Genomic DNA, 24,071 nt, shown 5'->3' on the forward strand with positions numbered 1-24,071 from the left:
GCCATCTTGGTCACCGGCATCACATAAGAACGCCGGAGCTCGGTTTTCAATGCCGCCCTGCGCATCGTGTGGAACCGAAGTCCCGCGTCGGCGAAAAGCGGCATCCACTTTGGGCCCTCCGCCCTAGAAGAGAGCCCCCTGCTCTTCCGCAACCGCGACCTTGGGCTTGTGGATTTTCGGCTTGAGGCCTCGTCCGCCGGTGGCATGCGCCGTGCCGTCGGCGAATTCAAGCACCAGGGCCTGGCCGTCGATGACCTCCTCGGCTCCGCGCAGGGGCAACCCATCCGCATCGCGCACCAGTGCGTAACCCCGCGCGAGGACGGATTTGTAGTTCAGACTGTCGAAGAGCTGACCCAGGGCTTCGAGGCGATTGGCCTTGCGGGCGATCTGCCCGGCCAGGGCGGGGGCGAGGCGCTCCGAAATGCGGCGGATCAGGTCCGTCGATTGCAAAAGGCGGGTCCGCTCGGCTCGCAGGAGAGTCTCCCGGGCGACCACCAGACGCTGGCCCGCCTGCTTCAAGGCCTCGCTCCTCTGCTGGATGGAACGGGAAGCGGCCTGATGAGGGCGCTGTCCCACCGCGTCGAGTTTTGCACGCATGGCAGCGACCCGGGCGACCGGAGACACCCGCGACAGGCGGCGCGACAGATCGAGAACACGGGCCTCGTGATTGCGGTTGTTGCGCGACAATGCCGGAAGAAGTTTCGCCAGCGCGAGATCGAGCCGCTGCCGTTTGGGCGCAAACAGAGCATCGGGGGCCGGAAGGGCGCGCGCCGTGCTGCGTAGATCGGAGCGGCGGCGCTCGAGAAGCCGAAGAACCGCCTCCACGTGCCGGCGGGCGAGATCGTGCACACCGGCCATCAGCTCCACCCGGACGGGCACGACCATCTCGGCAGCGCCGGTGGGCGTCGGAGCCCGCCGGTCGGCGACGTGATCGATCAGCGTCCAGTCGGTCTCGTGGCCGACCGCCGACACGACCGGGATGTCGCTCTCCGCGGCTGCTCTGACGACCGCTTCCTCGTTGAAGCCCCAGAGATCCTCGATGGACCCGCCGCCCCTGGCGACGATCAGCACGTCGGGACGGGGGATGCGCCCGCGGGGATCGAGGGCGTTGAACCCCCGGATGGCCGCCGCAACCTCGGCCGCGCAGGTCTCGCCCTGGACGCGCACGGGCCACACCAGAACGTGGCGGGGAAAGCGGTCCTCGAGCCGGTGCAGAATATCGCGGATCACCGCGCCGGTGGGCGAGGTGACGACGCCCACCACCTGAGGCAGGTAAGGCAGGCGGCGCTTGCGCTCCTCGGCGAACAGGCCCTCGGCGGCCAGCTTCCGTCGCCGCTCTTCGAGCAGGGCCATGAGCGCACCGACGCCTGCGGGCTCAAGGGCATCGACGACGATCTGGTAGGTCGATTTGCCGGGGAAGGTGGTGATGCGCCCGGTGGCGATGACCTCCAGCCCTTCCTCGGGACGGATCTTGAGGCGCGAGAAGGTCCCTTTCCAGATCACCGCATCGATGCGGGCGTTCTGGTCCTTCAGGCAGAAATAGGCATGTCCTGACGAATGCTGGCCTCTAAATCCCGAAATCTCGCCGCGCAGGCGCACATAGCCGAACGCCTCCTCGAGGGTGCGTTTCAAGGCCCCGGCGAGGTCGGAGACCGACCATTCGGGCGCGTTGGAGGGAGCTTTATCAGCGATCATGCCTCACCCTAGCCTCCCCGGGACGCCCCTGCCAAGGGGCGAGAACGCGTCGTGAACAGCCTTTCCGCCGCAGGCACTCCATCGAGACCTCTTGTGCTGTATCGCACATTACAGAAGCCCCAGTAGACCTCCAAAGCGGAACGATAATTACGAGATAACGTTGCGTTTATGGTTGCACAACAAGGGGAACCATCATGGCTAACGACATCTTTTTCACCATCGACAATCAGCGCACGACGGAACAGGACTTCACGCCTGTCGAATCGGACAACGTGCATGTCATCGTCACCGAAGCCGGACGCGTGGCGACAACAACCGGGAACGGCATCAAAATCCTGTTCCCGGCTCACAGTTGCCAGGTCACGGTCGATGGCTTCGTGTCGAGCCAAGACAAGATCGGCGTTCATATTCTGAACGGGTCTCTCTTCGTCGGAGAGACAGGTCGTGTGGAAGGAATGGACGGCTTTTGGTGCGCCAATACGTCCACTGTGACGAATCGTGGGACGATTCTGGGCACGAGCAATGCCATCAGCGGATCCGACGACATGACCGTCGTCAATTATGGAACGCTCAAAGGCGGCACCTTCGGAATCAACTTCCAGTCGCGCAGCAGGCCGCTCACCGTCACGAACGAACACATCATCGAAGGCGGCACCTCCGCGATCTACAGCGGAAAAAGCGACGACATCGTCTTCAACAAGGGGCTCCTTTCAAGCATCGGAGGTACGACGGTCACCCTCGGCGACGGCAAGGATTACTACGACAGCACGCAAGGCGGCCGGGCGACGGGAATCGTTAATCTGGGCGCGGGCGTCGACACGGCGCGGGGCGGCGATGCCGATGACGTCTTCTATGGGGGAGACGGCAACGACCTGCTCGTCGCCGGCGGCGGCCACAACACCCTGAACGGCGGAGACGGAGCCGATACGCTCGACGGCAGCGGCGGTACCACTCTTGCGTCCTACCAACTGTCGGCGGCAGGGGTAACCGTCGACCTTGCCCATGAGGAGTTGTCCACTGGTACGGCCCTGGGAGATCATTTCATCAACATCATGGGAGTCGAGGGCTCGCTCTATGGAGATACGCTCATCGGCGATGGCAACGCCAATGATCTGCGTGGGATGCACGGCGCCGATTCCCTTGTAGGCGGAGACGGCGCGGACACGCTCACCGGCGGCGACGCGAACGACACTCTCGTGGGCGGCTTGCAGAACGACTGGCTCGATGGGGGAGCGGGCAACGACAAGATCGAGGGCGGCGACGGCTGGGATCTTGTGTCCTATTTGAGCACCGGGTTAAGCGCCGGAGGAATCGAACTCGATCTTGCCACGAACCAGAACGGCGGCGCGGCTTCGGGAGACGTCCTCGTCGGCATCGAGGCCGTTCAGGGAACGAACAGCGATGACGTGATCAGCGGCTTCAACATCGGCCTCAACGGCTGTGAGCTTCACGGCGAGAAAGGCAACGACATCCTGACCGGCAAGGCGGGTGGCGACATCCTGTTCGGCGACAGTGGCCACGACACCCTGATCGGCGGCGGCGGGGCCGACAGGTTGTATGGCGGCAATGGGCTCAACCTTCTCAAAGGCGGAGCCGGCGGAGACCTGCTCGACGGCAGCAAGGGCGAGAGCATTGCCGTCTATGACGATGCCGATACGGGCGTGACCGTCAATCTTGCGGACGAAAGCAAGAATACGGGCGACGCCGCAGGCGACCATTTCGTCGAGATCGAATCGGTCTGGGGATCGGTGCACAACGACGTCATCGTGGGCGATGAATTCGGCAACGAACTCGACGGGGATGCGGGGGCGGACATCCTGAACGGCGGGAAAGGCCATGACCTGCTGTATGGCTCACTGGGCGACGATACGCTCCAGGGCAGCGAGGGCAACGACATTCTCGAAGGTGGGCTCGGCCAGAACACCGCAGTCTATACGGGGACCAAGGCGAACTACGTGATCACGCAGCAGAAGGACGGCACGATCCAGGTCGCGGACAGGACCGGCGCTCACGGAACGGACACGCTCAAGGACATCGCCCTGCTGCAGTTCGCCGACGGAACGTTCTCCATCCAAGCGATCATCGATGAGTCGCAATCGCTTGTTCTGATCGGCACTCCGCGCAAGGACGCTCTCGTGGGCAAGGCCGGCGATGACATCATCAAGGGGCTCGGCAACAACGATGCGCTGTGGGGCGCCGGCGGCAACGACCGGCTCTGGGGCGGGCTCGGCAACGACGTGATGGTTGGGGGCCAGGGCCAGGATGTGTTCGCGTTCAACACGAAACTCGCCAAGAGCAACAAAACCAACAAGAAGACCAACCTCGACAAGATCGCCGACTTCAATGTGAAAGACGACACGATCTGGCTCGACAACGCCGTCTTCAAGAAACTCGGCAAGGGCACGGAAGCCAGCCCCGGCAAGCTCAACAAGGCGTTCTTCAGCATCGGCGATCATGCCAAAACGGCCAAGAACACCCTGTTCTACGACAAGAACAAAGGTGCGCTCTTCTATGACGCCGATGGTTCAGGCGCCAAGGAGGCCATCCAGATCGCCAGCCTGGCCAAGAAGCTCAAGATGACCGCCGACGACTTCAAGATCATCTGAGGTGAGGCTCCCCTTCGGGAGAGGAACCGAACGGAAGAGGCTCGCCCCCGCGGGCCTCTTTCCCTTTGGGGCGCGACATCGTTCCGACAAGGTGAAACCGGATCGGTTGATGGGGATCGCTTGTCCGTTTAAGAGCAGCCTGTCACGAAAGGGCTGCAGGCATGAACATCCTTCTCATCGGATCCGGCGGACGCGAGCATGCTTTGGCATGGAGCCTTGCGGCCAGTCCTCTTTGTGATCGTCTGTTCATCGCTCCGGGCAACCCGGGGACGGCGCAGCACGGAACCAACGTGGCGCTCGACGTTACTGACCACCCCGCCGTGATCGCGTTCTGCAAGGACCAGACGATCGATCTCGTCGTGGTCGGCCCGGAAGCGCCCCTGGTGGCAGGTCTCGTCGATGATCTGACGGCCGCTGGCCTCAAAGCCTTCGGCCCCACGCGGGACGCCGCGCAGCTCGAAGGCTCCAAAGCCTTCACGAAGGATTTCTGTGCGGAATTCGGCATTCCCACCGCCGCGTATCGCCGGTTCACGGACGCGGAAGCCGCCAAGGCCTATATCCGCAGCTACGGCGTCCCGATCGTCGTCAAGGCGGATGGGCTGGCGGCCGGCAAGGGCGTGGTTGTCGCCACCTCCTTCGAGGAAGCGGAAGCCGCCGTCGACATGATGATCGGCGGAGGCTTCGGCGAGGCGGGAGCCGAAGTCGTGGTCGAGGCCTTTCTCGAAGGCGAGGAGGCGAGCTTCTTCGCCCTGTGCGACGGCAAGACCGCCATTCCCCTCGGAACTGCTCAAGACCACAAGCGCGCCTATGACGGGGACGAAGGTCCCAATACCGGGGGAATGGGCGCCTATTCCCCCGCTGCGGTCCTCACTCCGGAAATCCAGCAGCGCGTCATGCGCGACATCATCGGGCCGACCCTCGCCGGCATGCGCACCCGGGGCATGCCCTATACGGGCATTCTTTATGCGGGCCTGATGCTCACCCAGGATGGCCCCCAGCTCATCGAATACAATGCGCGCTTGGGCGATCCGGAAACGCAGGTTCTGCTCCCACGTTTGAAGTCCGATCTCGTGACCGCCTTTCTCGCGGCCTGCGACGGGGTTTTGGACAGTATCACCCTGAAATGGGACTCCAAGGCCGCGTTGACGGTCGTGATGGCGGCCAAGGGCTATCCGGGAACGGTCGAGAAGGGTTCGGAAATCCGCGGGATTCCGGCCGCCGAAGCCCTGGAGGACGTGATGGTCTTCCATGCCGGGACCCGACAGGACGGCGACCGGCTCGTGAGCAACGGGGGCCGGGTCCTGAACGTCACCGCCCTCGGCGCGACGATCACCGAGGCCCAGAAGCGCGCCTACGAGGCGGTTTCCCTGATCGATTGGCCCGAAGGCTTTTGCCGCAGCGACATCGGCTGGCGCGAAGTCGAGCGCGAGCGGGGCTGACGAAATGCTCGTCTGATCGAGAACGTCCGCTCATCGGAGAGCGCACCGCTCAGGGCGGAAGACCGGGTCCACTTTTCCGTGCGGCGCACTAGGTGTTGGGACAAAACACCTTTGCGAGGACCTCATGAGCGACGATCTCTTTCCCGGCTTTCAATCCCACTGGATCGACACGGAGGCGGGACGCATCTTCGCGCGCTCAAAAGGCGACGGCCCTCCCCTCATGCTGCTGCACGGCTTTCCGCAGACCCACGTGATGTGGCACCGCCTTGCCCCGGTGCTGGCCGAGACGCATCGCGTCGTCTGCATGGACTTGCGCGGCTACGGCTGGTCGTCCGCTCCGCACGGAGACGCCGATCATGAAACCTATTCCAAGCGCGCCATGGGACGGGACGTGATCGCCGTCATGGAGGCTCTCGGCGCGGTCCGTTTCGCCCTCGCCGGGCATGATCGCGGCGCACGCGTCGCCTATCGGCTGGCTCTCGACCATCCGGGACGGGTGGAGCGGTTGTCCCTCCTCGACATCCTGCCGACCTCCTATGTCTGGGGGCAGATGAAGGCCGGACGGGTTCCGGAAGCCCATTGGGGTTTCCTATCCCGCCCCTATCCTCAACCGGAAGAGGAGATCGGGCGCGATCCCATCCCCTATTTCGAGGGGCTGATGAAGAAGTGGGACGCGCCCGGAGACCTCTCGCCCTTCGATCCCCGCGCCATGCAGGCCTATCGGAACGGGTTCAACGAGCCCTCCCGCATCCATGCGTTCTGCGAGGATTACCGCGCCGGGGCGACCCGGGATCTCGAAGCCGACGAGGCCGATCGCACCGCGGGCCGGACCATTCAATGTCCCGTGCAACTGATCTGGAGCGATTTCTATCTGGTGAGCGGCACGAGCGGCGACACGCAACACCCGCTGGACATCTGGCGCTCGACTTTCGCGCCCGGGATCACCGGCGTCGGCATCTCCTCGGGCCATTTCGTGGCCGAAGAAATGCCGGGAGCGACGCTGAAGGCGATGCAGGAATTCCTGGGAGCGTGAAGCCGAGCAGTCGCGGCCTTACATCCCGGAATTCGGGAGAGCATCGCGCCTCTCGGCGAAGAACGCCTTGAGCAGCGCAGCCGCCTCCCCTTCCCGGATCCCGCCATAGACCTCGGGCGCATGGTGGCAGGTCGGCTGATGAAAGAACCGGACGCCGTTCTCGACCGCGCCCCCCTTCGGGTCCGAGGCCGCGAAATACACCCGGCGGATGCGGGCGAAGGAGATCGCGGCCGCGCACATGGTGCACGGCTCCAGAGTCACGTAGAGATCGCACCCGGTCAGGCGCTCGTCGTCCACAGCCTCGCAAGCCCGGCGGATGGCGAGCATCTCCGCATGTGCCGAAGGATCGCGAAGGGCGCGGGGCTCGTTCCCGGCGGCCGCGATGATCCGGCCGTCCCGGACGATGACGGCCCCGACAGGAACCTCGCCTCGCTCCGCCGCGGCACGGGCCTGCGCGAACGCTGCTCCCATCGGATCCGCCGCCACGGGAACGGGATCGGAATTGTTGGTACCGGGTTTATCCATTGTCCTCGCTTCTCGCCCACTCCTCTGCTATCAGGCTCTCATGACCGACAGCAACGATGATCATCGCAAGGGCCGTCCTCCCGGACGCTCCGATCGCAGCCGCACTTCCGGGGATCGCCCCGCCCGCCCGTCTCACAAGGGGGGTGATCGCCCCTTCCGTCCGCGCGGAGACGACAATCCCTGGGAAGGCCGCAAAGGCCCGTCCAAGCCGTTTCGCAGCCGTGACAACGACGACCGGCCCCGTCGCCCCCGTGAGCACGACGGCGACAAGCCTTTCCGCGCCCGGCGCGACGATGGGGATCGCCCCTTCCGCGGTCGGGGTGGCGATGACAGGCCGCGCCGTCCCGCGCCCGCTCGCGAGGACAGCCGAAGCCGCCAGGCCCCACCTGAAACCGTGGCCGCCGAACCGACCGAAGAGCGGATCGCCAAGGTCATCGCCCGCGCCGGGGTCGCCTCGCGCCGCGATGCCGAGGCGATGATCGCCGAGGGCCGCGTGACGCTGAACGGCAAGGTCCTGGAATCCCCCGCCATCAACGTGACCGCGGCCGACACGATCACGGTGGATGGGGAGCCTCTTCCGGTCAAGGAGCGCACGCGTCTCTGGCTTTACCATAAGCCCCGCGGCCTCGTGACCACGGCCCGCGACCCGGAGGGGCGGCCGACCGTTTTCGAGAACCTGCCCGAGGACTTGCCCCGCGTGGTGGCGGTCGGGCGGCTCGACATCAACACGGAAGGTCTTCTGCTGCTCACCAACGACGGCGGACTGGCGAAGGTGATCGCCCATCCGGACACCGGGTGGCTGCGGCGCTACAAGGTCCGCGCCCATGGCGACGTGACTCAGGCGGATCTCGACAAGCTCCGCGACGGCGTGACCGTCGACGAGATGGAATACGGCCCCGTCGAAGCCCGCCTCGACCGGGTGCAGGGCGACAACGTGTGGCTGACCCTCGGCCTGCGCGAGGGAAAGAACCGCGAGGTCAAGCGCATCCTCGAGCATCTCGGCTTACAGGTGAACCGGCTGATCCGGCTGTCGTTCGGTCCCTTCCAGCTCGGCGAGATCGAATCCGGCCTGGTCGAGGAAGTGCGCACGAAGGTGCTGAGGGATCAGCTCGGCGCCGCCCTTGCGGCCGAGGCCGGCGTGGACTTCGAAAGCCCGGTGCGCGAGCCGATCGCCGCCTTCGGCAAGCCCGCCAAGGAGCGCGCGGAACGCAGCGAGCGCCACGACGAGCGTCCGGCCCGTTTCGGTCGCGATCGGGACGAGGAGCGTCCCCGCCGCGGCCGAGATGACGACGAACGGCCGTCCCGCGCCCGCGGAGGCTTTTCCCGTCAGGACCGCGAGGACGAGGAGCCGAGGAAGCGCCCCTCCCGCCTGGAGCCGAAGAAGAGCATCTGGCGCGCCGACGACACCGACGAGGGCACGCATCGCAAAGCCCCACGCCGTGGGGCCGATCCCAAAGCGGCCCGGGCCGCGAGCGCGGAGCGCCCGCGCCAGCGTGTCGGCGCCATCTCCTCGGGAGAAGGCCGCAAGGTGGTCGTGGAGCGCCTGATCGGCGAGACCCGCGAGGAGACGTCCGACAAGCATCCCGGCGGCCGCCCGGCCCGCCGCGACGAGGATAGCCCCCGTCGTCAGGGAGGACCGGCCCCGCGCGGTCGTGATGGCGGCTTCGCCCGCCCGCCCCGGCGCGATGACGAGGAGCGTCCACGCCGTCCGGCCGGCGACAGGCCCTTCAGGAGCCGGAGCGAGGACGGCGAACGTCCGCGCCGCCCGCGCCCCGAAGGAGACCGTCCGTTCAAGCCCAGGCGCGAGGAGGGAGACCGCTTGTTCAAGCCCAGGCGCGAAGAGGGCGATCGGCCCTTCCGCGGACGCGGGGACGACGATAGACCCAGGCGCGGCCCGCCACGGGGCGATGGTCCGCCGCGGGGCCCCTCGAAAGGACGTCCCGGCGGCGGCTTCAAGGGTGGCGCGAAAGGCGGTCCACGCGGAGGCGGTTTCAAGGGCGGCGGCTCCAAAGGCGGCGGCTTCAAGGGTGGCCCACGGGGACGCCGTCCGTGAGGACTGATTCATGAGGATCGTGGGCGGGCGCTGGCGCGGCCGCTCGCTGGCAGGACCGAAATCGGACGGCATCCGTCCGACGTCCGACCGGCTGCGCGAAACGATTTTCAACATTCTCGCCCATTCCTATGACGAGCCTGTCGAGGGTGCACGGGTGCTCGACCTGTTTGCCGGAACCGGCGCGATGGGACTCGAAGCCCTTTCGCGCGGCGCTTCCTTCGCGCTCTTCGTCGACGAAGGCGCGCAATCCCGCGGCTTGATCCGCGAGAACGTGGAAACCCTCGGTGCCGGTGGCGCGACACGCCTGTTCCGCCGCGATGCGACCCGCATGGGCGCTGCCGCGCCCAATCCGCCGTTTTCGGTTGTTTTCTGCGACCCGCCCTACGGCAAGGATCTCGCGACGAAAGCGCTCCGGTCCTGTGCGGAAGGCGGATGGCTGACGCCGGGCGCCCTGGTGGTGGTGGAAGAAGCCCAAGGGGTCGAGGTCATGCTGCCGGAAGGCTTTGAGGAAATCGAGCGACGGGATTACGGAGAAACGAAAGTGGTGTTCGGACGCTATCGGGCCTGAGGTTCCTTCGCGCCCTATGCCGGTTTGATCGAAACCTGCCCGTCTGACCGAAAGGACAGCCCATGAAAGCCGTCGTTTATGAGCAATTCTCCGCGCCGCCGCGTCTGCAGAACGTCCCCGACCCGACTCCATCGACGGACGGCGTCGTCGTGAAGGTCGAGGCGACTGGGCTCTGCCGGAGCGATTGGCACGGTTGGATGGGCCATGACCCGGATATCGTGCTTCCCCATGTGCCGGGTCACGAACTCGCCGGAACCATCGTGGCGACGGGCAAGCAGGTCACCCGCTGGAAGACGGGCGATCGTGTCACGGTGCCGTTCGTGGCCGGTTGCGGCCATTGCCGCGAATGCCATTCGGGCAATCATCAGGTTTGCGAGCACCAGTTCCAGCCGGGTTTCACGGCCTGGGGGTCGTTCGCCGAATATGTCGCCCTCGACCATGCCGATCTCAATCTCGTCGCGCTGCCGGAAAGCCTCGACTTCGCAACCGCCGCCAGTCTCGGCTGCCGCTTCGTCACGTCCTTTCGGGCCATCGTCGACCAGGGGCGCGCGAAGCCCGGCGAGTGGGTCGCGGTGCATGGCTGCGGCGGCGTTGGCCTGTCGGCGATCATGATCGCCACCGCCATGGGGGCGAATGTGGTGGCGATCGACCTGACCGAGGACAAGCTCGATCTCGCGCGCGCTCTCGGGGCGGTTGCGGCCGTGAAGGCTTCCGCCGGCACCGACGTGGCCGCTGCGGTGCGCCAGATCACCGATGGCGGCGCTCATGTGTCCATCGATGCGCTCGGACACCCGGCGACCTGCTTCAACTCCATCGCCAATTTGCGGCGGCGGGGACGCCACGTGCAGGTGGGCCTCATGCTCGACGATCATGCGCGGCCGGCCATTCCCATGGACAAGGTGATCGCCCATGAACTGGAGATCTACGGCAGCCACGGCATGCAGGCGTTTCGCTATGACGCCATGATGGCCATGATCGCCACCGGAAAGCTGATGCCCCAGAAGCTCCTCGGCAAGCGGATTTCCCTCGATGACGCTCCGGCCGCGCTGATGGCCATGGATCGCTTCGAAGGCACGGGGATCACGGTGATCGACCGGTTCTGACGAAACCGCCCCGTTAGACAAGAAAGGCCCGATATGCGAGCGTTCCGTTGCCCCAGCTCGCGGTGGGATCACGGGCCCGTTCTCGGGATAGGCTGTTTTAGGGCAGCGAGCCGGATCGAGATTCCTGCAGTGAACGTTCGGAGACCACGATGACCTATCTGCCGGCTGAAAGCCGATACGATTCCATGATCTACAACCGCTGCGGCCGGAGTGGTTTGCAACTCCCGGCGATCTCCCTCGGCCTCTGGCACAATTTCGGCGAGGATAAATCCGCCGCCGTCGCCCGCGAGATGTGCCGCACCGCATTCGATCTCGGCATCACCCATTTCGACCTCGCCAACAATTACGGCCCGCCGCCCGGCTCCGCGGAAACCTTCTTCGGCGAAGTCCTGCGCACCGATTTTCGCGGCTTGCGCGACGAGCTCGTCATTTCCACCAAGGCGGGCTACCGCATGTGGCCCGGCCCCTACGGCGAATGGGGCAGCCGCAAGTATCTTCTCTCCAGCCTCGATCAGAGTCTCAAACGGATGGGGCTCGATTACGTCGATATCTTCTATTCCCACCGGTTCGATCCGGAGACGCCGCTCGAGGAAACGATGCTGGCGCTCGATTCCGCCGTGCGGCAGGGCAAGGCCCTTTATGTGGGCCTCTCGTCCTACAACGCCCAGCGGACCCGCGAGGCGGTGGCGATCCTGCGCGAGCTGAAGACCCCGTGCATCATCCACCAGCCGAGCTACTCGATGATCAACCGGTGGATCGAGGAGGATGGGCTCCTGGATGCGCTGGAGGAGGCCGGCATGGGGACGATCGTGTTCTCGCCCCTGGCGCAGGGAATGCTGACGGGAAAGTACCTGGGCGGCATTCCCGAAGACAGCCGCGCGGCAGCCGGGAAGTCCCTGCGCAAGAGCTTTCTGACCGAGGACAACATCGCGCGGATCCAGGGCCTGAACCGCGTCGCGGAACACCGGGGACAGACCCTTGCCCAAATGGCTCTCGCCTGGGTGCTTCGGGACCGGCGGATCACGACGGCGCTGATCGGAGCGAGCCGGCCGGAACAGATCGCCGACTGTGTGGCGGCCCTCAAGACGCTCGCCTTCTCGGCCGAGGAGCTGGCGGAAATCGACCGCTATGCGGTGGAGGGCGGAGTCAACATCTGGGCCGCCTCGTCGGAGCGCGCGGGTCCCTCGCGCTGATCATTCCCATTGGCCTTCGCTCTCGCGCCATATCCCGGAGCCATGTCCCGGAAGACACAGTCCGGCATGTGTGCGGGAGCACCGCTATCTTTCCGTTGCGGCACAATAAGATTCCGCTATGCAGACCACAGGCCATGAGGGCCGTGAGAGTCGGTGCTGGCCATGATCGGGCGTCTCGTTGTTGCTGCCGTCGCCTGTTGTCTTTCCGGTGCGCAAGCTGCCCGCGCGGAGGATGCGCCGTCGCAGCTCTGCCCCGGCTCCGCGGCCGCCATGGCAGGCCAAACCACCCTGCGCAACGCGGTGAAGGCCGCGTATCCGAACGTTCCCGAACGCAAGGCGGATCCGGACGACCTCGAACCGCAACCCTGCATCCATCCCTATCAGGCAAGCACCTTCGGCGGCGTCGTGGTTCTGTTCACCTTCAGCCAGATTCCGGGAGAGGATTGCCACGGCTGCGGCGCGAAGATCAGCGCCGACTTCCTGCGGCGGGACAAGGACCGGCTCGTGCCGGTCGCCCGCCATCGGGAGTTCGCGGAAAGCGGCTCCTGGGGTAGTCTGACGGCGATCAAGCCCGTGCGCATCGGGCCGGATGATGGCATCGTCGTGGAAGGCGGCGGCACCTTTCAGGGCGAGACCTTCGGCACTCTTCAGGTCTTCATCTTCCGCGATGGACGCGCGCAGGCGATCAGCCCCGAAAACGGGATCATCGCCACGCAGAGCAACTGCGACGCCGTGGAGCCCGGAAATGCCTGCACGGACATCACCGGCTCCTGGAAACTGGATTCCGCGGGACGCATGGCCGTCACCTATCGCGGGAAGCGAGCGGGCCGGACCGTCCCGCCCTTCACGGTGACCTATGAACGGCACGGAGACGCCCTTGAGGTCATCTCCGGCAAGCCCCTGAGTTTTTGATCGCCCTATCGCCGGCCGAACAAGCGCTCGATATCGGCGAGCTTCAGCTCCACGTAAGTGGGGCGGCCGTGGTTGCACTGGCCCGACAGGGGCGTCGCTTCCATCTCGCGTAAGAGCGCATTCATTTCCTCGGGCTTCATGCGGCGCCCGGCCCGCACGGACCCATGGCACGACATGCGCGACAGCACGGCGTCGAGCCGCTCCTCGAGGGGACTGCCAGCCCCCTGCCCCCATTCGGCGAGCGCATCGGCGACATCCTGCACCAGGGCCTTGATGCGCCCGCCCGCGAGGGCCGACGGCACCTCGCGCACGAGAAGCGCGCCCGGTCCGAAAGGCTCGAGAACGAGGCCCAGGCTTTCCAGGGTCGGAGCCTCGGCCATCACGCGATCCGCATCCACGGGATCGAGATCCACGACTTCCGGAATCAGCAAGAGCTGGCGGGATATTCCCGACGCCGCCCGCTCCCGCTTCAGGCGCTCGTAGACGAGCCGTTCGTGAGCGGCATGCTGATCGACGATGACGATGCCGTCGGGCGTTTGCGCCACGATATAGGTGCCGTGAATCTGCGCGCGGGCGGCGCCGAGGGGAGAGCGCTCCGAGTCGGGGTCGAGTTCGGTCAGGGCCGCCCGGCTGTCGGCAGAAGGCGCAACGAGGTCCGGCAGGCTTGCCTGGCTCTCGGCCAAACCGGATCCGTGCAAAGGCTCGTGGGGCGCCTGCCATCCGGCAAATGCGGGAGCGTGCCGGAACGAGGGCGCCCGATGGGCGACGGACACGGGACGGATGGGCGGCGCCACCTGCGGACGCAGGCTTTCGAGGGTGCGTGCGCCACCGGTCGACGCGGACCGAAAGCCGAACCGCGTGATCGCCTCCTTCAGCGCGGCCACCACGAAGCCGCGCACGAAAGCCGGATCGCGAAATCGGACCTCGGTCTTTGCGGGATGGACGTTCACATCGACGACGCGCGGATCGCAATCGACCATCAACGCCAGGACCGGATGCCGGTCGGACGCCATGACGTCCGCGTAAGCGCCCCGGACCGCGCCGAGAAGGAGCTTGTCGCGCACGGGCCGTCCGTTGACGATGAAGTGGATCTGGGTCGATGTGCCCCGGTGGAAGGTCGGCAGGCCCGCGAAACCGGACAGACGCACCCCCTCGCGCTCGACGGAGACGGCCATGGCGTTGTCGTTGAACTCCGACCCCAGGACGCGGGACAGGCGGCGCAGGAACCCGTGCTCGCCTTCCGGCTCCGGCGGATAGGTGAACGGCGTCATGTGCTCGCCGCTGAGGGTGAAGCGCACGGTCGGATGCGCGATCGCCAGGCGCTTGACGATTTCCGCTACGGCCTGCGCCTCGGAGCGGTCGCTCTTGAGAAATTTCAGGCGCGCGGGCGTCGCGGCGAAGAGGTCCGTCACTTCGATCTTGGTGCCCTTGGGGGCCGCAACGGGCCGGACGGGCCCTTTGACGCCGGCTTCCACCACGATGGCCGAACCCGTCTCGGCATCGGCGGTGCGCGTCGTGATGGCCAGGCGGGCCACGGCGCCGATCGACGGAAGAGCCTCGCCGCGAAATCCGAGCGTGTTGATGGCGAACAGGTCGCCGTCGGGGATCTTCGATGTGGCGTGACGCTCCACGGCGAGCCCGAGATCCTCCGGCGACATTCCAACGCCGTCGTCGATGATGCGGATCAGGCGGCGCCCGCCCGCCTCGATGGCGATCTCGATGGAGCCGGCGCCCGCATCGATGGCGTTCTCGACAAGCTCCTTCACGGCGGCCGCCGGACGCTCCACCACCTCGCCTGCTGCGATGCGGTCGACGAGAATTGGATCGAGACGGCGGACAGCCATGAAACCCTTCAGATTCGCGGGATCGACATGAGAGAATAAGGCGCCGTCCATGCGGATTCCAGCAGGCGCGACAATCTCCCGCGCGGGAATGCACTGCTTTATGGTTCATGGACGGAGGCAGGGATTCGGGTTCGCCATCGGACGAACCCGGCCCCTCTCCGTCATGCCGGAAGACCGCGGTTATTTCGCCTGGGCGAGATATTGCTTGGCGAGAATCTTGCCTTCTTCCACGGCGGGCTGATCGAACGGGTCGACCCCGAGCGCATAGCCGGTGAGGATCGTTTCGAGCATGCCATGCATGAGCAATTCGCCCAGGGTCCGCTCGTTGAGGGTCTCGATGTGGATGCGCCGTGTCGGGCGGTGATTTTTGGCCAGCGTATCGGCGGTGGCGCGTCCCTGCGCGGCAACGAGATCTCCGATGGACTTGCCGCCGAACTCCGCGACCCCGGCTCGCTGCGCGAGCTTCGTGTCCATGACGGGTCCCTTCCCCTCCACCCCGGTGGTGATCACCGTGAAGAGCTTGTCGTTGGGACCGGCCAGATAAAGCTGAAGCTGGCTGTGCTGATCGACAGGGCCGATGGCGGCAACCGGCTGGGATCCCTTGCCGTCCTTGCCGATGCTCTCGGCCCACAGCTGCACCCACCAGCGCGTGAAGCGCTCGAGACGGTCCGCATAAGCCATGGTCACGGCGATGTTCTTGCCCTCGAGCGCCATGGCGATGTTGATGGCGGCCCCCACGGCCGCCGGAGCCTCCACTGCCGGACGGCCGGCGCGGAACGGTTCGTAAGCGTCCGCGGCGCCCTGCCGAATGGCGGCGATGTCGAGGCCGAGCACGGCGGCGGGCAGAAGACCCACATTGGTCAGAACCGAATAGCGCCCGCCGATGCCGGTGTGATGTTCGAGGAACCGTACGCCCTCCGGTTCGAGCAGGTCGCGCAGGGCATTCTTTCCGCCTTCCTTCTTCGGTTCGGAGAGACCGAGAAATGCATCGGCGGGACGCGCCTTGAGACCGGCCTTGTCCAGGGCCGAGAGCACCGCCATCGCCTGCATGAGGGTTTCGCCCGTGCCGCCGGATTTCGATATCGCGACGAAATGGGTCGAGGACAGCGGCAGCTTATGAAGAACCCTGTCGAAGGTCAGGGGATCGAGGTTGTCGAGGAAGTGCACCCGCGGGCCATCGGCAAAACGGCCGGCGCCCGGAATGGCGTAATCCTTGAGCTGGGCCAGGGTCTGGCCGCCGAGGCTCGATCCGCCGGTGCCGAGAAACACCACATCAGTCGCATCCCGCCGCAGCCAGGACGCGGCCTCGCGAATGCTGTCGAGGTCCTCCGTCGTGCGCGGCATATGCAGGAGAGGCAACCGCCCGGTTGCGTCATCCTCGGCCAGCCGCTTCATCGCCCGCCCGACCACAGACAAGGCCGCATCGAGCGCCGTCTGCGGCACGCCCCCTTCGCCGATGTGGGATGCAAGGGCAAGGTCGATCGATTGATGCAGGGCCATTCCGGGATGCTCCGACTCGTCACAGGGGAGCGAAACACTAGGGCAGCGAGGCGGCCGCGGCTAGGGTTGCGGCGTGAATCACCCGGACCTTCCGGCCGTCCGACGACCGCAGAAGACCCGTGCGGCCAAAAAGAAGGGGCCTTGCGGCCCCTGATGTTCGTCGCCGATCAGAGTCCCGTCGGGCGTCCCGCGATGACGGTCAGCATTTGTCCGCCCCCGAAGATGCGCTGCGCCGCGGCGCCGATATCGGCCGATGTCACAGCCGCCACCAGATCGTTGCGGCGCGCGATGTAGTCGACGCCGAGCCCTTCGAAGGCGATCTGGACGAGGGTGTGGGCGATCTTCGTCGAGGTGTCGAAGCCCAGGGCATAGGAACCGATCAGGTAATCCTTCGCCTTCTGCAGCTCCTCCTCCGAGGGGCCTTCGTCCTTGAGACGCATCATCTCGCCGAAGATGACGTCGAGGGCTTCCGTGACACGCTCGTTCTTGGTCGCCGTGTAGCCCCAGGTCATCGAAGCCGCGCGGTAGCTCACCAGCGAGGTCCCCACGCTGTAGGCGAGACCGCGCTTCTCGCGCACTTCCTGGAACAGGCGCGAGGTGAATGCTCCGCCACCGAGAATATGATTGAGCACATAGGCCGGGATGAAGCCGGGATCGCGCCAGGGAATGCCGGGCAGCCCGAACCTGATCACCGATTGCGGGACATCGAGATCGACCACGTGGCGCGTGCCGAGGTTCTGGAGTTGAACCGGCTCGGTGGGCTTCAGGGGCTTCGCCTCGGGCAGGGAGCCGAAGACCTTGTCGAGCAGGACCGAGAGGCGTTCCCCGTCGATCGCGCCGACGACCGCGACCTTGACGCGGCCCCGGGCGATGATGGTCCGATGCATGGTCACGAGATCATCGCGCGTGATCGCCGCGACGCTTTCAACCGTGCCGGAGGTCGGCCGCGCATAGGCGTGACCCGCAAAGCCCTCTTCGAAGAAACGGCGGGTGGCCATGACGCCGGGATCGTTCTGCTGATACCGCAAGCCCGCCACCGTCTGGGCGCGAACCCGTTCGATCGCATCCTGATCGAAGCGCGGCTCGGCGAGGGCCAGGCGCAGCAATTCGAACGCTTCGTCCGCATGCTTGACCAGGGTCTTGAGCGATCCTCCGATGGCGTCGTTGCCCGCGTTGAAGGACAGTTCGATCGCCCTCGCCGCGAGGCGTTCCTGGAAAGCATCGGAATTGTAGGGCCCGGCGCCTTCATCGAGGAGACGCGCCAGCATCTGCGCGACGCCGGGTCGGTCTTCCGGATCCTGCGTCGAACCGCCTTCGAACGTGAAGGCGACGGCAATCAGCGGCACCACATCGGATTCCACATGCCACGCCTCGACGCCACCGGGAGACGTAAGGGTCTTCACCGTGGTCGGCGAGGCAGCGGAGCGGATTTCGGCGGAAGCAGTCATGATCATCTCGTTTCGGATCGGCGGTTCGTCGGCTCAGGGCAGGCAGATGGGCCGTGCCTAAGGGACCGCCTTCTGGAGATAGCCCGTCACCGAACGGCGCAGGATGAGATAGCGCTCGGCGGCGGAGGCGAGGTCGTCCTTGAGCACCGCCTCGATTTCCTGCGGCCAGCGCCGCACGTCTTCGAGGGTTTCCCCAATGGCGAGTGCCGAGCCGTAGATACGGGCGAGGGAAGACTGGCTGTCGGTCGAATAGATGGTCTCGGCCACGAGGCGGGTTTTGGCCCGTTCGATAGCCTCGGAATCGAGGGCCTCGGCGGAAATGGACCGAAGCACGGCGTCAACCGCCTCTTCGAGAGCGGAGAGGGAAACACCCTCGGCCGGAACCGCGTAGACGCAGAACCGGGTCTCCTCCATCGCCGACGACATGTACCAGGCGCCCGCGTTCACGGCGACGCCCTGCTCCAGGACGAGCTTGCGGTAGAGATAAGATGTGGGGCCGCCGCCGATCACCTCGGCGAGAAGCTCCAGGGCATAGCAATCCCGATCCTTGGCCGTGCGGCAGGACGGCACGAGGTAAAGGCGCTGCAGGGTCGGCTGCTCGACCTTCGGATCCGCGACGGTGATGTGCCGCGCGGCGACCGGCTCCGGATCGCGCGGACGGAAGCGGACTGGACGCTTGCCGCGGGGCGCGATGCGTCCATAGGTGTCGCTGCTCAGCCGGCGCACCTCGTCGGCCGTCACATCGCCGGCCACCACCAGAATGGCGTTCTCGGGCGTATAGAAACGACGGTAGTAATCGAGGGCGTGGTCGCGGTTGAGCGTTTCGATCTCGTGCATCCACCCGATGATCGGAATGCCGTAGGGATGGTGCACGAACAATGCCGCCGCCATCGCTTCGGAAAGCTGAGCCGACGGATCGGTCTCGACGCGCATCCGGCGCTCTTCCAGCACCACGTCCCGCTCAGGCGCGATGACGCCTTCCTCGAGGAGGAGGTTGGTCATGCGGTCGGCCTCGAACGACATCATGGTCTTGAGATGATCGCGGGCGACGCGCTGGAAATAGGCCGTGTAGTCGAAGGACGTGAAGGCGTTCTCCTGGCCGCCGAGGCCGGAAACGACCTTGGAGAACTCACCGGCGGGATGCTTTTCCGTGCCCTTGAACATCAGGTGCTCGAGGAAGTGCGCAATTCCGGACTGGCCGAGCGGATCATCCGCCGAACCGTTCCGGTACCAGACCATGTGGGTCACGACCGGCACGCGGTGATCGGGGATCACGACGACGTCGAGGCCATTGTCGAGGGTGAACGAAGAGACATCCGGCCCTCCGCCCTCTGTCCGCCCTTCGGAGGGTGTTCCGGTGCGCGGAAGAGGCTTCAGGGCTGTGTCCATGATGTTTCCAATCTTAACGGAATCAAGTCGGCTCGTCGGATCCGATTCATCGGAATAATGCAATCTGAAGGCCACGCAAGCGGAGCAGCACACCTTTTACGGGAAACGGAGAACTGCTGAACCGGCCAAGCTGGCCCTTAAGCATTTCAGGCGAACGGAGGACCGTTCGCCTGAAATCTCTGCCATGGGAAGGCTGGTTATCGCTGCTGCTGCTGCCTGATGAAGGCCATCGGGCTGTCGGGATCGCCCGTGGGGACAGGATCGGCGGAAGCCTTGAGCGGTGCGCCCCCCGCTGCCTTGAGCAGGCCTTTGGGAGGATCGCTCAGATAGCGGCGCTCGAGGCCGTCGCCGGAAAGCTTGACGTCGTCGTCCTTGGTGCCGAAAGCCCGCAACTCGTCGGGGCTCAGGAGACTCTTGTCGGCCTGCCGGCCCACCGGCGGAAGAGGCGTGTTGCCCGAAACGTAGTTGTTGGGATCCCGGCCGGCGCGCATTTCCTCGACGGAAAGGCGCTTGCCTTCGCTGTTCTTGTAAAGCTCGGTGCTGGTGTACGGCGTACGCGCCTCGGCCGCGGCCTTGCGGGCGGCGATCACGTCCGGATCCTTGGGCCAATTGGCGTTGCGGGCCTCGGCGCCGCCACCGGGCGCGGGCGTGCGCAGCTCCATCTTGGGCGGCAGTACGAGCGGAGGACGCTCATTGTACTGGATCGGCGGCTTCTCCTTCGGGATGATGCCGATGCTGCCGAGCAGGCTCTTGACGGCCTCACCTTCCTCCGCCGACGCCCCCGAGGCGACGACCAGAAGCGCGAGAGCGCCTGCGCAACCTAAGACCTTCAATCCCTTCATGGTACCCACCACTTGGTTGTTCCATTCTTGCGGAACGCCTGATTGCTCATTCTGGCGAACATAAGGCGGCCGGGCGTTCTTCAGCACCCGATCACGCCTTCCGGCGTTTTTCCAGCACGAAGGAGTCATAAAGCAAACCGACCACCCCCGCAACGATGGCCGCGTCGGCGATGTTGAACACGTACCAGGACCAGCCGCCGATCTGGAACTGGATGAAGTCGAAGACCGCCCCGTAAGCCAGCCGATCGATGACGTTGCCGACGGCGCCGCCGACGATGAGGCCCAGGGAAGCCGCGAGGAGTTTCCCGGCCGTACGGCGGATCCAAATGGACAAGCCGATGGCGGCGGCGATCGAAACCACGATCAGGATCCAGCGGCCAAGGCTGCTGTGCTGCTGGAACAGTCCGTAGGAAATTCCCCGGTTCCAGACCACGATCAGGCTGAGAAACGGGTTCAGGACCACGGGCTCGCGGACCGGAAGGTCGTAGACGAAAAGGAAGTAGAGCTTGCTCGCCTGATCGGCGATCAAGGTCAGGAGAGCCAGCGAAAAGCCGATCACCGCCGCGACCGAGAGGCCGCCCTTGGCGGCGCGCCGGCGGCGGGTGCCCTTGCTGCCCTTCGTCGCAGGGGCTCGGCGGGGAGCCGCCGGGCGCGCGGGAGGGGCCTCGCCCAACGGGACGGGCGAGACAGGAATTTCGGGCTCGCTGCTCTTGCTCATTCCGCAGCCGTCCTCAGGGCGTCCCATTCCCGCAGCGCCGCCGCGTCACGGGGCGTGACGTCCGGATAATCGGGATCGGTGCCGACCAGCGGCGAGACCTTCCAGGAGCGAGCGCATTTCCGGCCCTCGGCCAAGGCCGGGACCACCGCCACGCCCTTCACCTCGTCGAGGCGGAACGCGTCGGCCGGGCCTTCGCCCTGTTCGATCCGGATGTCCGACGTTATGGCGATCTCCGCCAGATCCAGGCCCTGAACCGCCCGGAGGAGCGCCTCATCGGCGATGAAGACCACGGGAGCCGCCTCGAGGCTGGCGCCGATGCGCTTTTGGGCACGCTCGATCTCGAGGGCACCCGTGATGACGCGGCGGACGCGGCGGATCCTCGCCCAGCGTTCGGCCAGCGCCTCGTCCCGCCACTCCGCCGGAATGGACGGGAACGTCTCCAGGTGAACCGATTCCGCCTGCGGATAGCGCGCAAGCCACGCTTCCTCGGCCGTGAAGGCCATGATGGGGGCGATCCATGTGGCCACGGCCCGGAAAGTCTGGTCGATGACCGTCAGGGCGCTCTTGCGCACGTGGCTCGACACCGGATCGCAATAGAGCGCGTCCTTGCGCACGTCGAAGTAGAACGCCGACAGATCCGTGGTCATGAACGAGGTCAGCAGGGCGACCACGCGCTTGTAGTCGTAATGGCTGTAGGCCTCGCGCACCTCGTCGCCGAGCTCGACCAGACGATGGAGCACGAAGCGCTCCAGCTCCGGCATGTCGGCGAAGGCGACCTTGTCCGTCTCGCGGAAATGCGCGAGCGAGCCCAGCATCCAGCGGATCGTGTTGCGCAGCTTGCGGTAGGTTTCGGCCGTCGTCTTGATGATCTCCGGGCCGATGCGCTGATCGTCCCAGTAATCCACCGACGCCGTCCAGAGGCGCAGGATATCGGCCCCGTATTCCTTGATGATGCTCTGAGGCGCGACCGTGTTGCCCAGCGACTTCGACATCTTGCGGCCCTGCTCGTCGAGCGTGAAGCCGTGGGTCACGACGATGTCGTAAGGCGCCCGCCCGCGCGTGCCGCAGCTTTCCAGCAGCGACGAATGGAACCAGCCGCGATGCTGGTCGGAGCCTTCCAGATACATGACCTGGTCCGGCCCGCCGTCCACCTTGCGCGTCACCTTCAGGTCCTCGCGCTTTTCGAGCGCGAAGGCATGCGTGCAGCCGGAATCGAACCACACATCGAGGATGTCGTTGACCTTCTCGAAATCGTTCAGGTCGTAGCCGCCCGCCTTCAGGAAGCGAGAACCGTCATCCGCGTACCACGCATCCGCGCCCTCCTTCTCGAAGGCCTCGGCGATGGCGTCGTTCACGCGCTCGTCCTTGAGGATCTCGTTGGTGCCCTTCCTCACGAAGACCGCGATCGGCACGCCCCAGGCGCGCTGACGGGACACGACCCAGTCGGGCCGGTTCTCGATCATGCCGTTGATACGATTCTCGCCGCTTTCCGGCACCCATTCGACGGTCTTGATGCCATTGAGCGCGCGCTGACGCAGGGTGTCCCCCTTGTCGTCGAGCGGCTTGTCCATGGAGATGAACCATTGCGGCGTGTTGCGGAAGATCAGAGGACCCTTCGAGCGCCAGGAATGGGGATACTGGTGCTTGAGACGGCCGCGCGCGATGAGCGCGCCGACCTCGACGAGCTTGCGGATCACGGCCTCGTTGGCGCCCGCGTCCTTGCCCTTGTCGTCATAGATCCGTTCCCCCGCGAAGAAGGGAACATCAGGGAAATAGGAGGAGTCCGGCGACACCGTATGCGGCACTTCCCGGGTGCCGCAGGCCTCGAACACGGCCTTGTGCTTCACATAGGTATTGTAGTCGTCCGCGCCGTGTCCCGGAGCCGTGTGCACGAAACCGGTACCGGCATCGTCGGTCACGTAATCGGCGGGCAGCGTGGGCACGTCGAAATCCCAATAGCCGTTCGCGCCCTCGAGGCCGCGGAACGGATGCGCGCAACGCTCGATCATCACCGGCAGCACGTCCTTCACACGCTCGTAGGCGGCGACGCGAGCGGCGGCGAACACGTCGGCCGCGAGCTTGTCGGCAACCACCAGGCGGTCGCCGACCTTGGCCCAGTTGTCGTCGGCGGCTTCGGTCACCGTGTAGAGGCCGTACGAGATGTCGGAACCGAAGGCGATCGCGCGGTTGGCGGGGATCGTCCAGGGAGTCGTGGTCCAGATCACGACCGACGCGCCGTCGAGATCGGCATCGAGGGTGCGGACGATCGGGAACCTCACCCAGATCGTGGTCGAGGTCTTCTCGTGATACTCGACCTCCGCCTCGGCCAGCGCCGTGCGCTCCACGGACGACCACATGACGGGCTTGGAGCCGCGATAAAGCTGATCGGACAGCGCGAACTTCATGATCTCGCGGGCGATCTGCGCCTCCGCGTCATAGGACATGGTCTGATAGGGATTGCGCCAGTCGCCCTCGACGCCGAGACGCTTGAATTCCTCGCGCTGCACGTCGATCCACTTTTCCGCGAAGGCACGGCATTCGCGCCGGAACTCGATGATCGGAACCTCATCCTTGTTCTTGCCCTTGGCGCGATACTCCTCCTCGATCTTCCACTCGATGGGCAGGCCGTGGCAGTCCCAGCCGGGAACATAGTTGGAATCGAAGCCCAGCATTCCCTGCGAGCGGACGACCATGTCCTTCAGGATCTTGTTGAGCGCGTGCCCGATATGGATGTTGCCGTTGGCATAGGGAGGGCCGTCATGCAGAACGAAGCGGTCGCGGCCCTTCTGCACCTCGCGCAGGCGCTCATAGAGCTTGATCTCGTTCCAGCGCTGCAGGATCTGCGGCTCACGCTGCGGAAGTCCGGCCCGCATGGGAAAATCGGTCTGGGGCAGGAACAGGGTCTCGGAATAGTCGCGCGCAGGTGCGTCGGGCTGGGAGACGGTCTTATCTGACATGGCGATCAATAATCTTTATCTGTCCGCATGAGAGGCGGAACGATCAGGCATCCGAATTCGGGTCGTATCGGGGCGAAAGGCGTCAATCCCGGACCCTCGCGGTCAAGCGAAGGCCGGGCCGATAATTCGCGACACGGGGGAAAAAGCCCTGTTCGGAGGCTTGGAAAGCACGGACATGACGAGCCTTTTAGCAGCGCGGACGCCGAGAATAAAGCGTGGCGGCGGCAGGCAAAGCTTCTTATTGTC

At 65.5% G+C, this 24,071-nt stretch carries 17 protein-coding genes; 8 read left to right on the top strand and 9 right to left on the bottom strand.

Annotation, left to right across the window (positions count from 1 at the left end):
• Nucleotides 1-123: 123 nt before the first annotated feature.
• Nucleotides 124-1,695: an exodeoxyribonuclease VII large subunit gene (gene xseA, locus LJD17_RS07650; RefSeq protein WP_227383552.1), complete on the bottom strand. Its 1,572-nt coding sequence runs from the start codon at nucleotides 1,693-1,695 to the stop codon at nucleotides 124-126.
• A gap of 194 nt (nucleotides 1,696-1,889) precedes the next feature.
• Here xseA and LJD17_RS07655 point away from each other — a divergent pair, with 194 nt between their 5' ends.
• The 3 genes from LJD17_RS07655 (at nucleotide 1,890) to LJD17_RS07665 (ending at nucleotide 6,773) form a co-directional block, all read left to right on the top strand.
• On the top strand, nucleotides 1,890-4,301 hold the full coding sequence (locus tag LJD17_RS07655; RefSeq protein WP_227383553.1) for a calcium-binding protein: 2,412 nt from the start codon (nucleotides 1,890-1,892) through the stop codon (nucleotides 4,299-4,301).
• A gap of 161 nt (nucleotides 4,302-4,462) precedes the next feature.
• A complete protein-coding gene (purD, locus tag LJD17_RS07660; protein ID WP_227383554.1) occupies nucleotides 4,463-5,740 on the top strand; it encodes a phosphoribosylamine--glycine ligase in 1,278 nt (425 codons plus the stop codon).
• 124 nt (nucleotides 5,741-5,864) lie between these two features.
• On the top strand, nucleotides 5,865-6,773 hold the full coding sequence (locus LJD17_RS07665; protein WP_227383555.1) for an alpha/beta hydrolase: 909 nt from the start codon (nucleotides 5,865-5,867) through the stop codon (nucleotides 6,771-6,773).
• Between the two features lie 18 nt (nucleotides 6,774-6,791).
• Here the strand turns inward: LJD17_RS07665 and LJD17_RS07670 are convergent, their stop codons facing one another.
• A complete protein-coding gene (locus LJD17_RS07670) occupies nucleotides 6,792-7,244 on the bottom strand; it encodes a nucleoside deaminase (RefSeq protein ID WP_227383675.1) in 453 nt (150 codons plus the stop codon).
• Between the two features lie 94 nt (nucleotides 7,245-7,338).
• On the opposite strand from LJD17_RS07670, the gene LJD17_RS07675 reads away from it, so the two are divergent.
• The 5 genes from LJD17_RS07675 to LJD17_RS07695 all read left to right on the top strand — a co-directional run bounded on the left by LJD17_RS07675 (nucleotide 7,339) and on the right by LJD17_RS07695 (nucleotide 13,127).
• The gene (locus LJD17_RS07675; protein ID WP_227383556.1) at nucleotides 7,339-9,351 is read left to right on the top strand and encodes a pseudouridine synthase; all 2,013 of its coding nucleotides are present in this window, start codon (nucleotides 7,339-7,341) and stop codon (nucleotides 9,349-9,351) included.
• A gap of 10 nt (nucleotides 9,352-9,361) precedes the next feature.
• Nucleotides 9,362-9,919 (top strand): 16S rRNA (guanine(966)-N(2))-methyltransferase RsmD, encoded by a 558-nt coding sequence (rsmD, locus tag LJD17_RS07680; protein WP_227383557.1) that lies wholly within the window; start codon nucleotides 9,362-9,364, stop codon nucleotides 9,917-9,919.
• Between the two features lie 62 nt (nucleotides 9,920-9,981).
• Complete coding sequence (locus tag LJD17_RS07685) at nucleotides 9,982-11,022, top strand: zinc-dependent alcohol dehydrogenase family protein (protein ID WP_227383558.1); 1,041 nt, start codon at nucleotides 9,982-9,984, stop codon at nucleotides 11,020-11,022.
• A gap of 149 nt (nucleotides 11,023-11,171) precedes the next feature.
• Entirely contained in the window at nucleotides 11,172-12,215 is a 1,044-nt protein-coding gene (gene mgrA / locus LJD17_RS07690) for an L-glyceraldehyde 3-phosphate reductase (RefSeq protein WP_227383559.1), read from the top strand.
• Between the two features lie 162 nt (nucleotides 12,216-12,377).
• A complete protein-coding gene (locus LJD17_RS07695) occupies nucleotides 12,378-13,127 on the top strand; it encodes a hypothetical protein (RefSeq protein ID WP_227383560.1) in 750 nt (249 codons plus the stop codon).
• Nucleotides 13,128-13,132: 5 nt separating this feature from the next.
• Here LJD17_RS07695 and mutL read toward each other — a convergent pair whose 3' ends face one another.
• From mutL to ileS, 7 genes are all read right to left on the bottom strand, one after another.
• Complete coding sequence (gene mutL, locus LJD17_RS07700; protein ID WP_227383561.1) at nucleotides 13,133-14,971, bottom strand: DNA mismatch repair endonuclease MutL; 1,839 nt, start codon at nucleotides 14,969-14,971, stop codon at nucleotides 13,133-13,135.
• Nucleotides 14,972-15,151: 180 nt separating this feature from the next.
• Nucleotides 15,152-16,471: a glucose-6-phosphate isomerase gene (locus LJD17_RS07705; protein ID WP_227383562.1), complete on the bottom strand. Its 1,320-nt coding sequence runs from the start codon at nucleotides 16,469-16,471 to the stop codon at nucleotides 15,152-15,154.
• Nucleotides 16,472-16,638: 167 nt separating this feature from the next.
• Nucleotides 16,639-17,919, bottom strand: coding sequence for a M16 family metallopeptidase (locus LJD17_RS07710; protein ID WP_227383563.1), 1,281 nt, complete (start codon nucleotides 17,917-17,919; stop codon nucleotides 16,639-16,641).
• A gap of 57 nt (nucleotides 17,920-17,976) precedes the next feature.
• The gene (locus LJD17_RS07715; RefSeq protein ID WP_227383564.1) at nucleotides 17,977-19,308 is read right to left on the bottom strand and encodes a M16 family metallopeptidase; all 1,332 of its coding nucleotides are present in this window, start codon (nucleotides 19,306-19,308) and stop codon (nucleotides 17,977-17,979) included.
• 197 nt (nucleotides 19,309-19,505) lie between these two features.
• The gene (locus LJD17_RS07720) at nucleotides 19,506-20,150 is read right to left on the bottom strand and encodes a hypothetical protein (protein WP_227383565.1); all 645 of its coding nucleotides are present in this window, start codon (nucleotides 20,148-20,150) and stop codon (nucleotides 19,506-19,508) included.
• Nucleotides 20,151-20,241: 91 nt separating this feature from the next.
• Nucleotides 20,242-20,709 (bottom strand): signal peptidase II, encoded by a 468-nt coding sequence (gene lspA / locus LJD17_RS07725; protein WP_227383676.1) that lies wholly within the window; start codon nucleotides 20,707-20,709, stop codon nucleotides 20,242-20,244.
• A gap of 155 nt (nucleotides 20,710-20,864) precedes the next feature.
• A complete protein-coding gene (ileS, locus tag LJD17_RS07730; RefSeq protein WP_227383566.1) occupies nucleotides 20,865-23,825 on the bottom strand; it encodes an isoleucine--tRNA ligase in 2,961 nt (986 codons plus the stop codon).
• Nucleotides 23,826-24,071: the final 246 nt, after the last annotated feature.

This window comes from Microvirga rosea (assembly GCF_020595095.1).
Lineage (GTDB): Bacteria > Pseudomonadota > Alphaproteobacteria > Rhizobiales > Beijerinckiaceae > Microvirga > Microvirga rosea.

Bases quoted from the DNA above. Each gene is read 5' to 3' on its own strand.
- xseA (WP_227383552.1), bottom strand. From the start codon at position 1,695: ATGATCGCTGATAAAGCTCCCTCCAACGCGCCCGAATGGTCGGTCTCC.
- LJD17_RS07655 (WP_227383553.1), top strand. From the start codon at position 1,890: ATGGCTAACGACATCTTTTTCACCATCGACAATCAGCGCACGACGGAA.
- purD (WP_227383554.1), top strand. From the start codon at position 4,463: ATGAACATCCTTCTCATCGGATCCGGCGGACGCGAGCATGCTTTGGCA.
- LJD17_RS07665 (WP_227383555.1), top strand. From the start codon at position 5,865: ATGAGCGACGATCTCTTTCCCGGCTTTCAATCCCACTGGATCGACACG.
- LJD17_RS07670 (WP_227383675.1), bottom strand. From the start codon at position 7,244: ATGGGAGCAGCGTTCGCGCAGGCCCGTGCCGCGGCGGAGCGAGGCGAG.
- LJD17_RS07675 (WP_227383556.1), top strand. From the start codon at position 7,339: ATGACCGACAGCAACGATGATCATCGCAAGGGCCGTCCTCCCGGACGC.
- rsmD (WP_227383557.1), top strand. From the start codon at position 9,362: ATGAGGATCGTGGGCGGGCGCTGGCGCGGCCGCTCGCTGGCAGGACCG.
- LJD17_RS07685 (WP_227383558.1), top strand. From the start codon at position 9,982: ATGAAAGCCGTCGTTTATGAGCAATTCTCCGCGCCGCCGCGTCTGCAG.
- mgrA (WP_227383559.1), top strand. From the start codon at position 11,172: ATGACCTATCTGCCGGCTGAAAGCCGATACGATTCCATGATCTACAAC.
- LJD17_RS07695 (WP_227383560.1), top strand. From the start codon at position 12,378: ATGATCGGGCGTCTCGTTGTTGCTGCCGTCGCCTGTTGTCTTTCCGGT.
- mutL (WP_227383561.1), bottom strand. From the start codon at position 14,971: ATGGCTGTCCGCCGTCTCGATCCAATTCTCGTCGACCGCATCGCAGCA.
- LJD17_RS07705 (WP_227383562.1), bottom strand. From the start codon at position 16,471: ATGGCCCTGCATCAATCGATCGACCTTGCCCTTGCATCCCACATCGGC.
- LJD17_RS07710 (WP_227383563.1), bottom strand. From the start codon at position 17,919: ATGACTGCTTCCGCCGAAATCCGCTCCGCTGCCTCGCCGACCACGGTG.
- LJD17_RS07715 (WP_227383564.1), bottom strand. From the start codon at position 19,308: ATGGACACAGCCCTGAAGCCTCTTCCGCGCACCGGAACACCCTCCGAA.
- LJD17_RS07720 (WP_227383565.1), bottom strand. From the start codon at position 20,150: ATGAAGGGATTGAAGGTCTTAGGTTGCGCAGGCGCTCTCGCGCTTCTG.
- ileS (WP_227383566.1), bottom strand. From the start codon at position 23,825: ATGTCAGATAAGACCGTCTCCCAGCCCGACGCACCTGCGCGCGACTAT.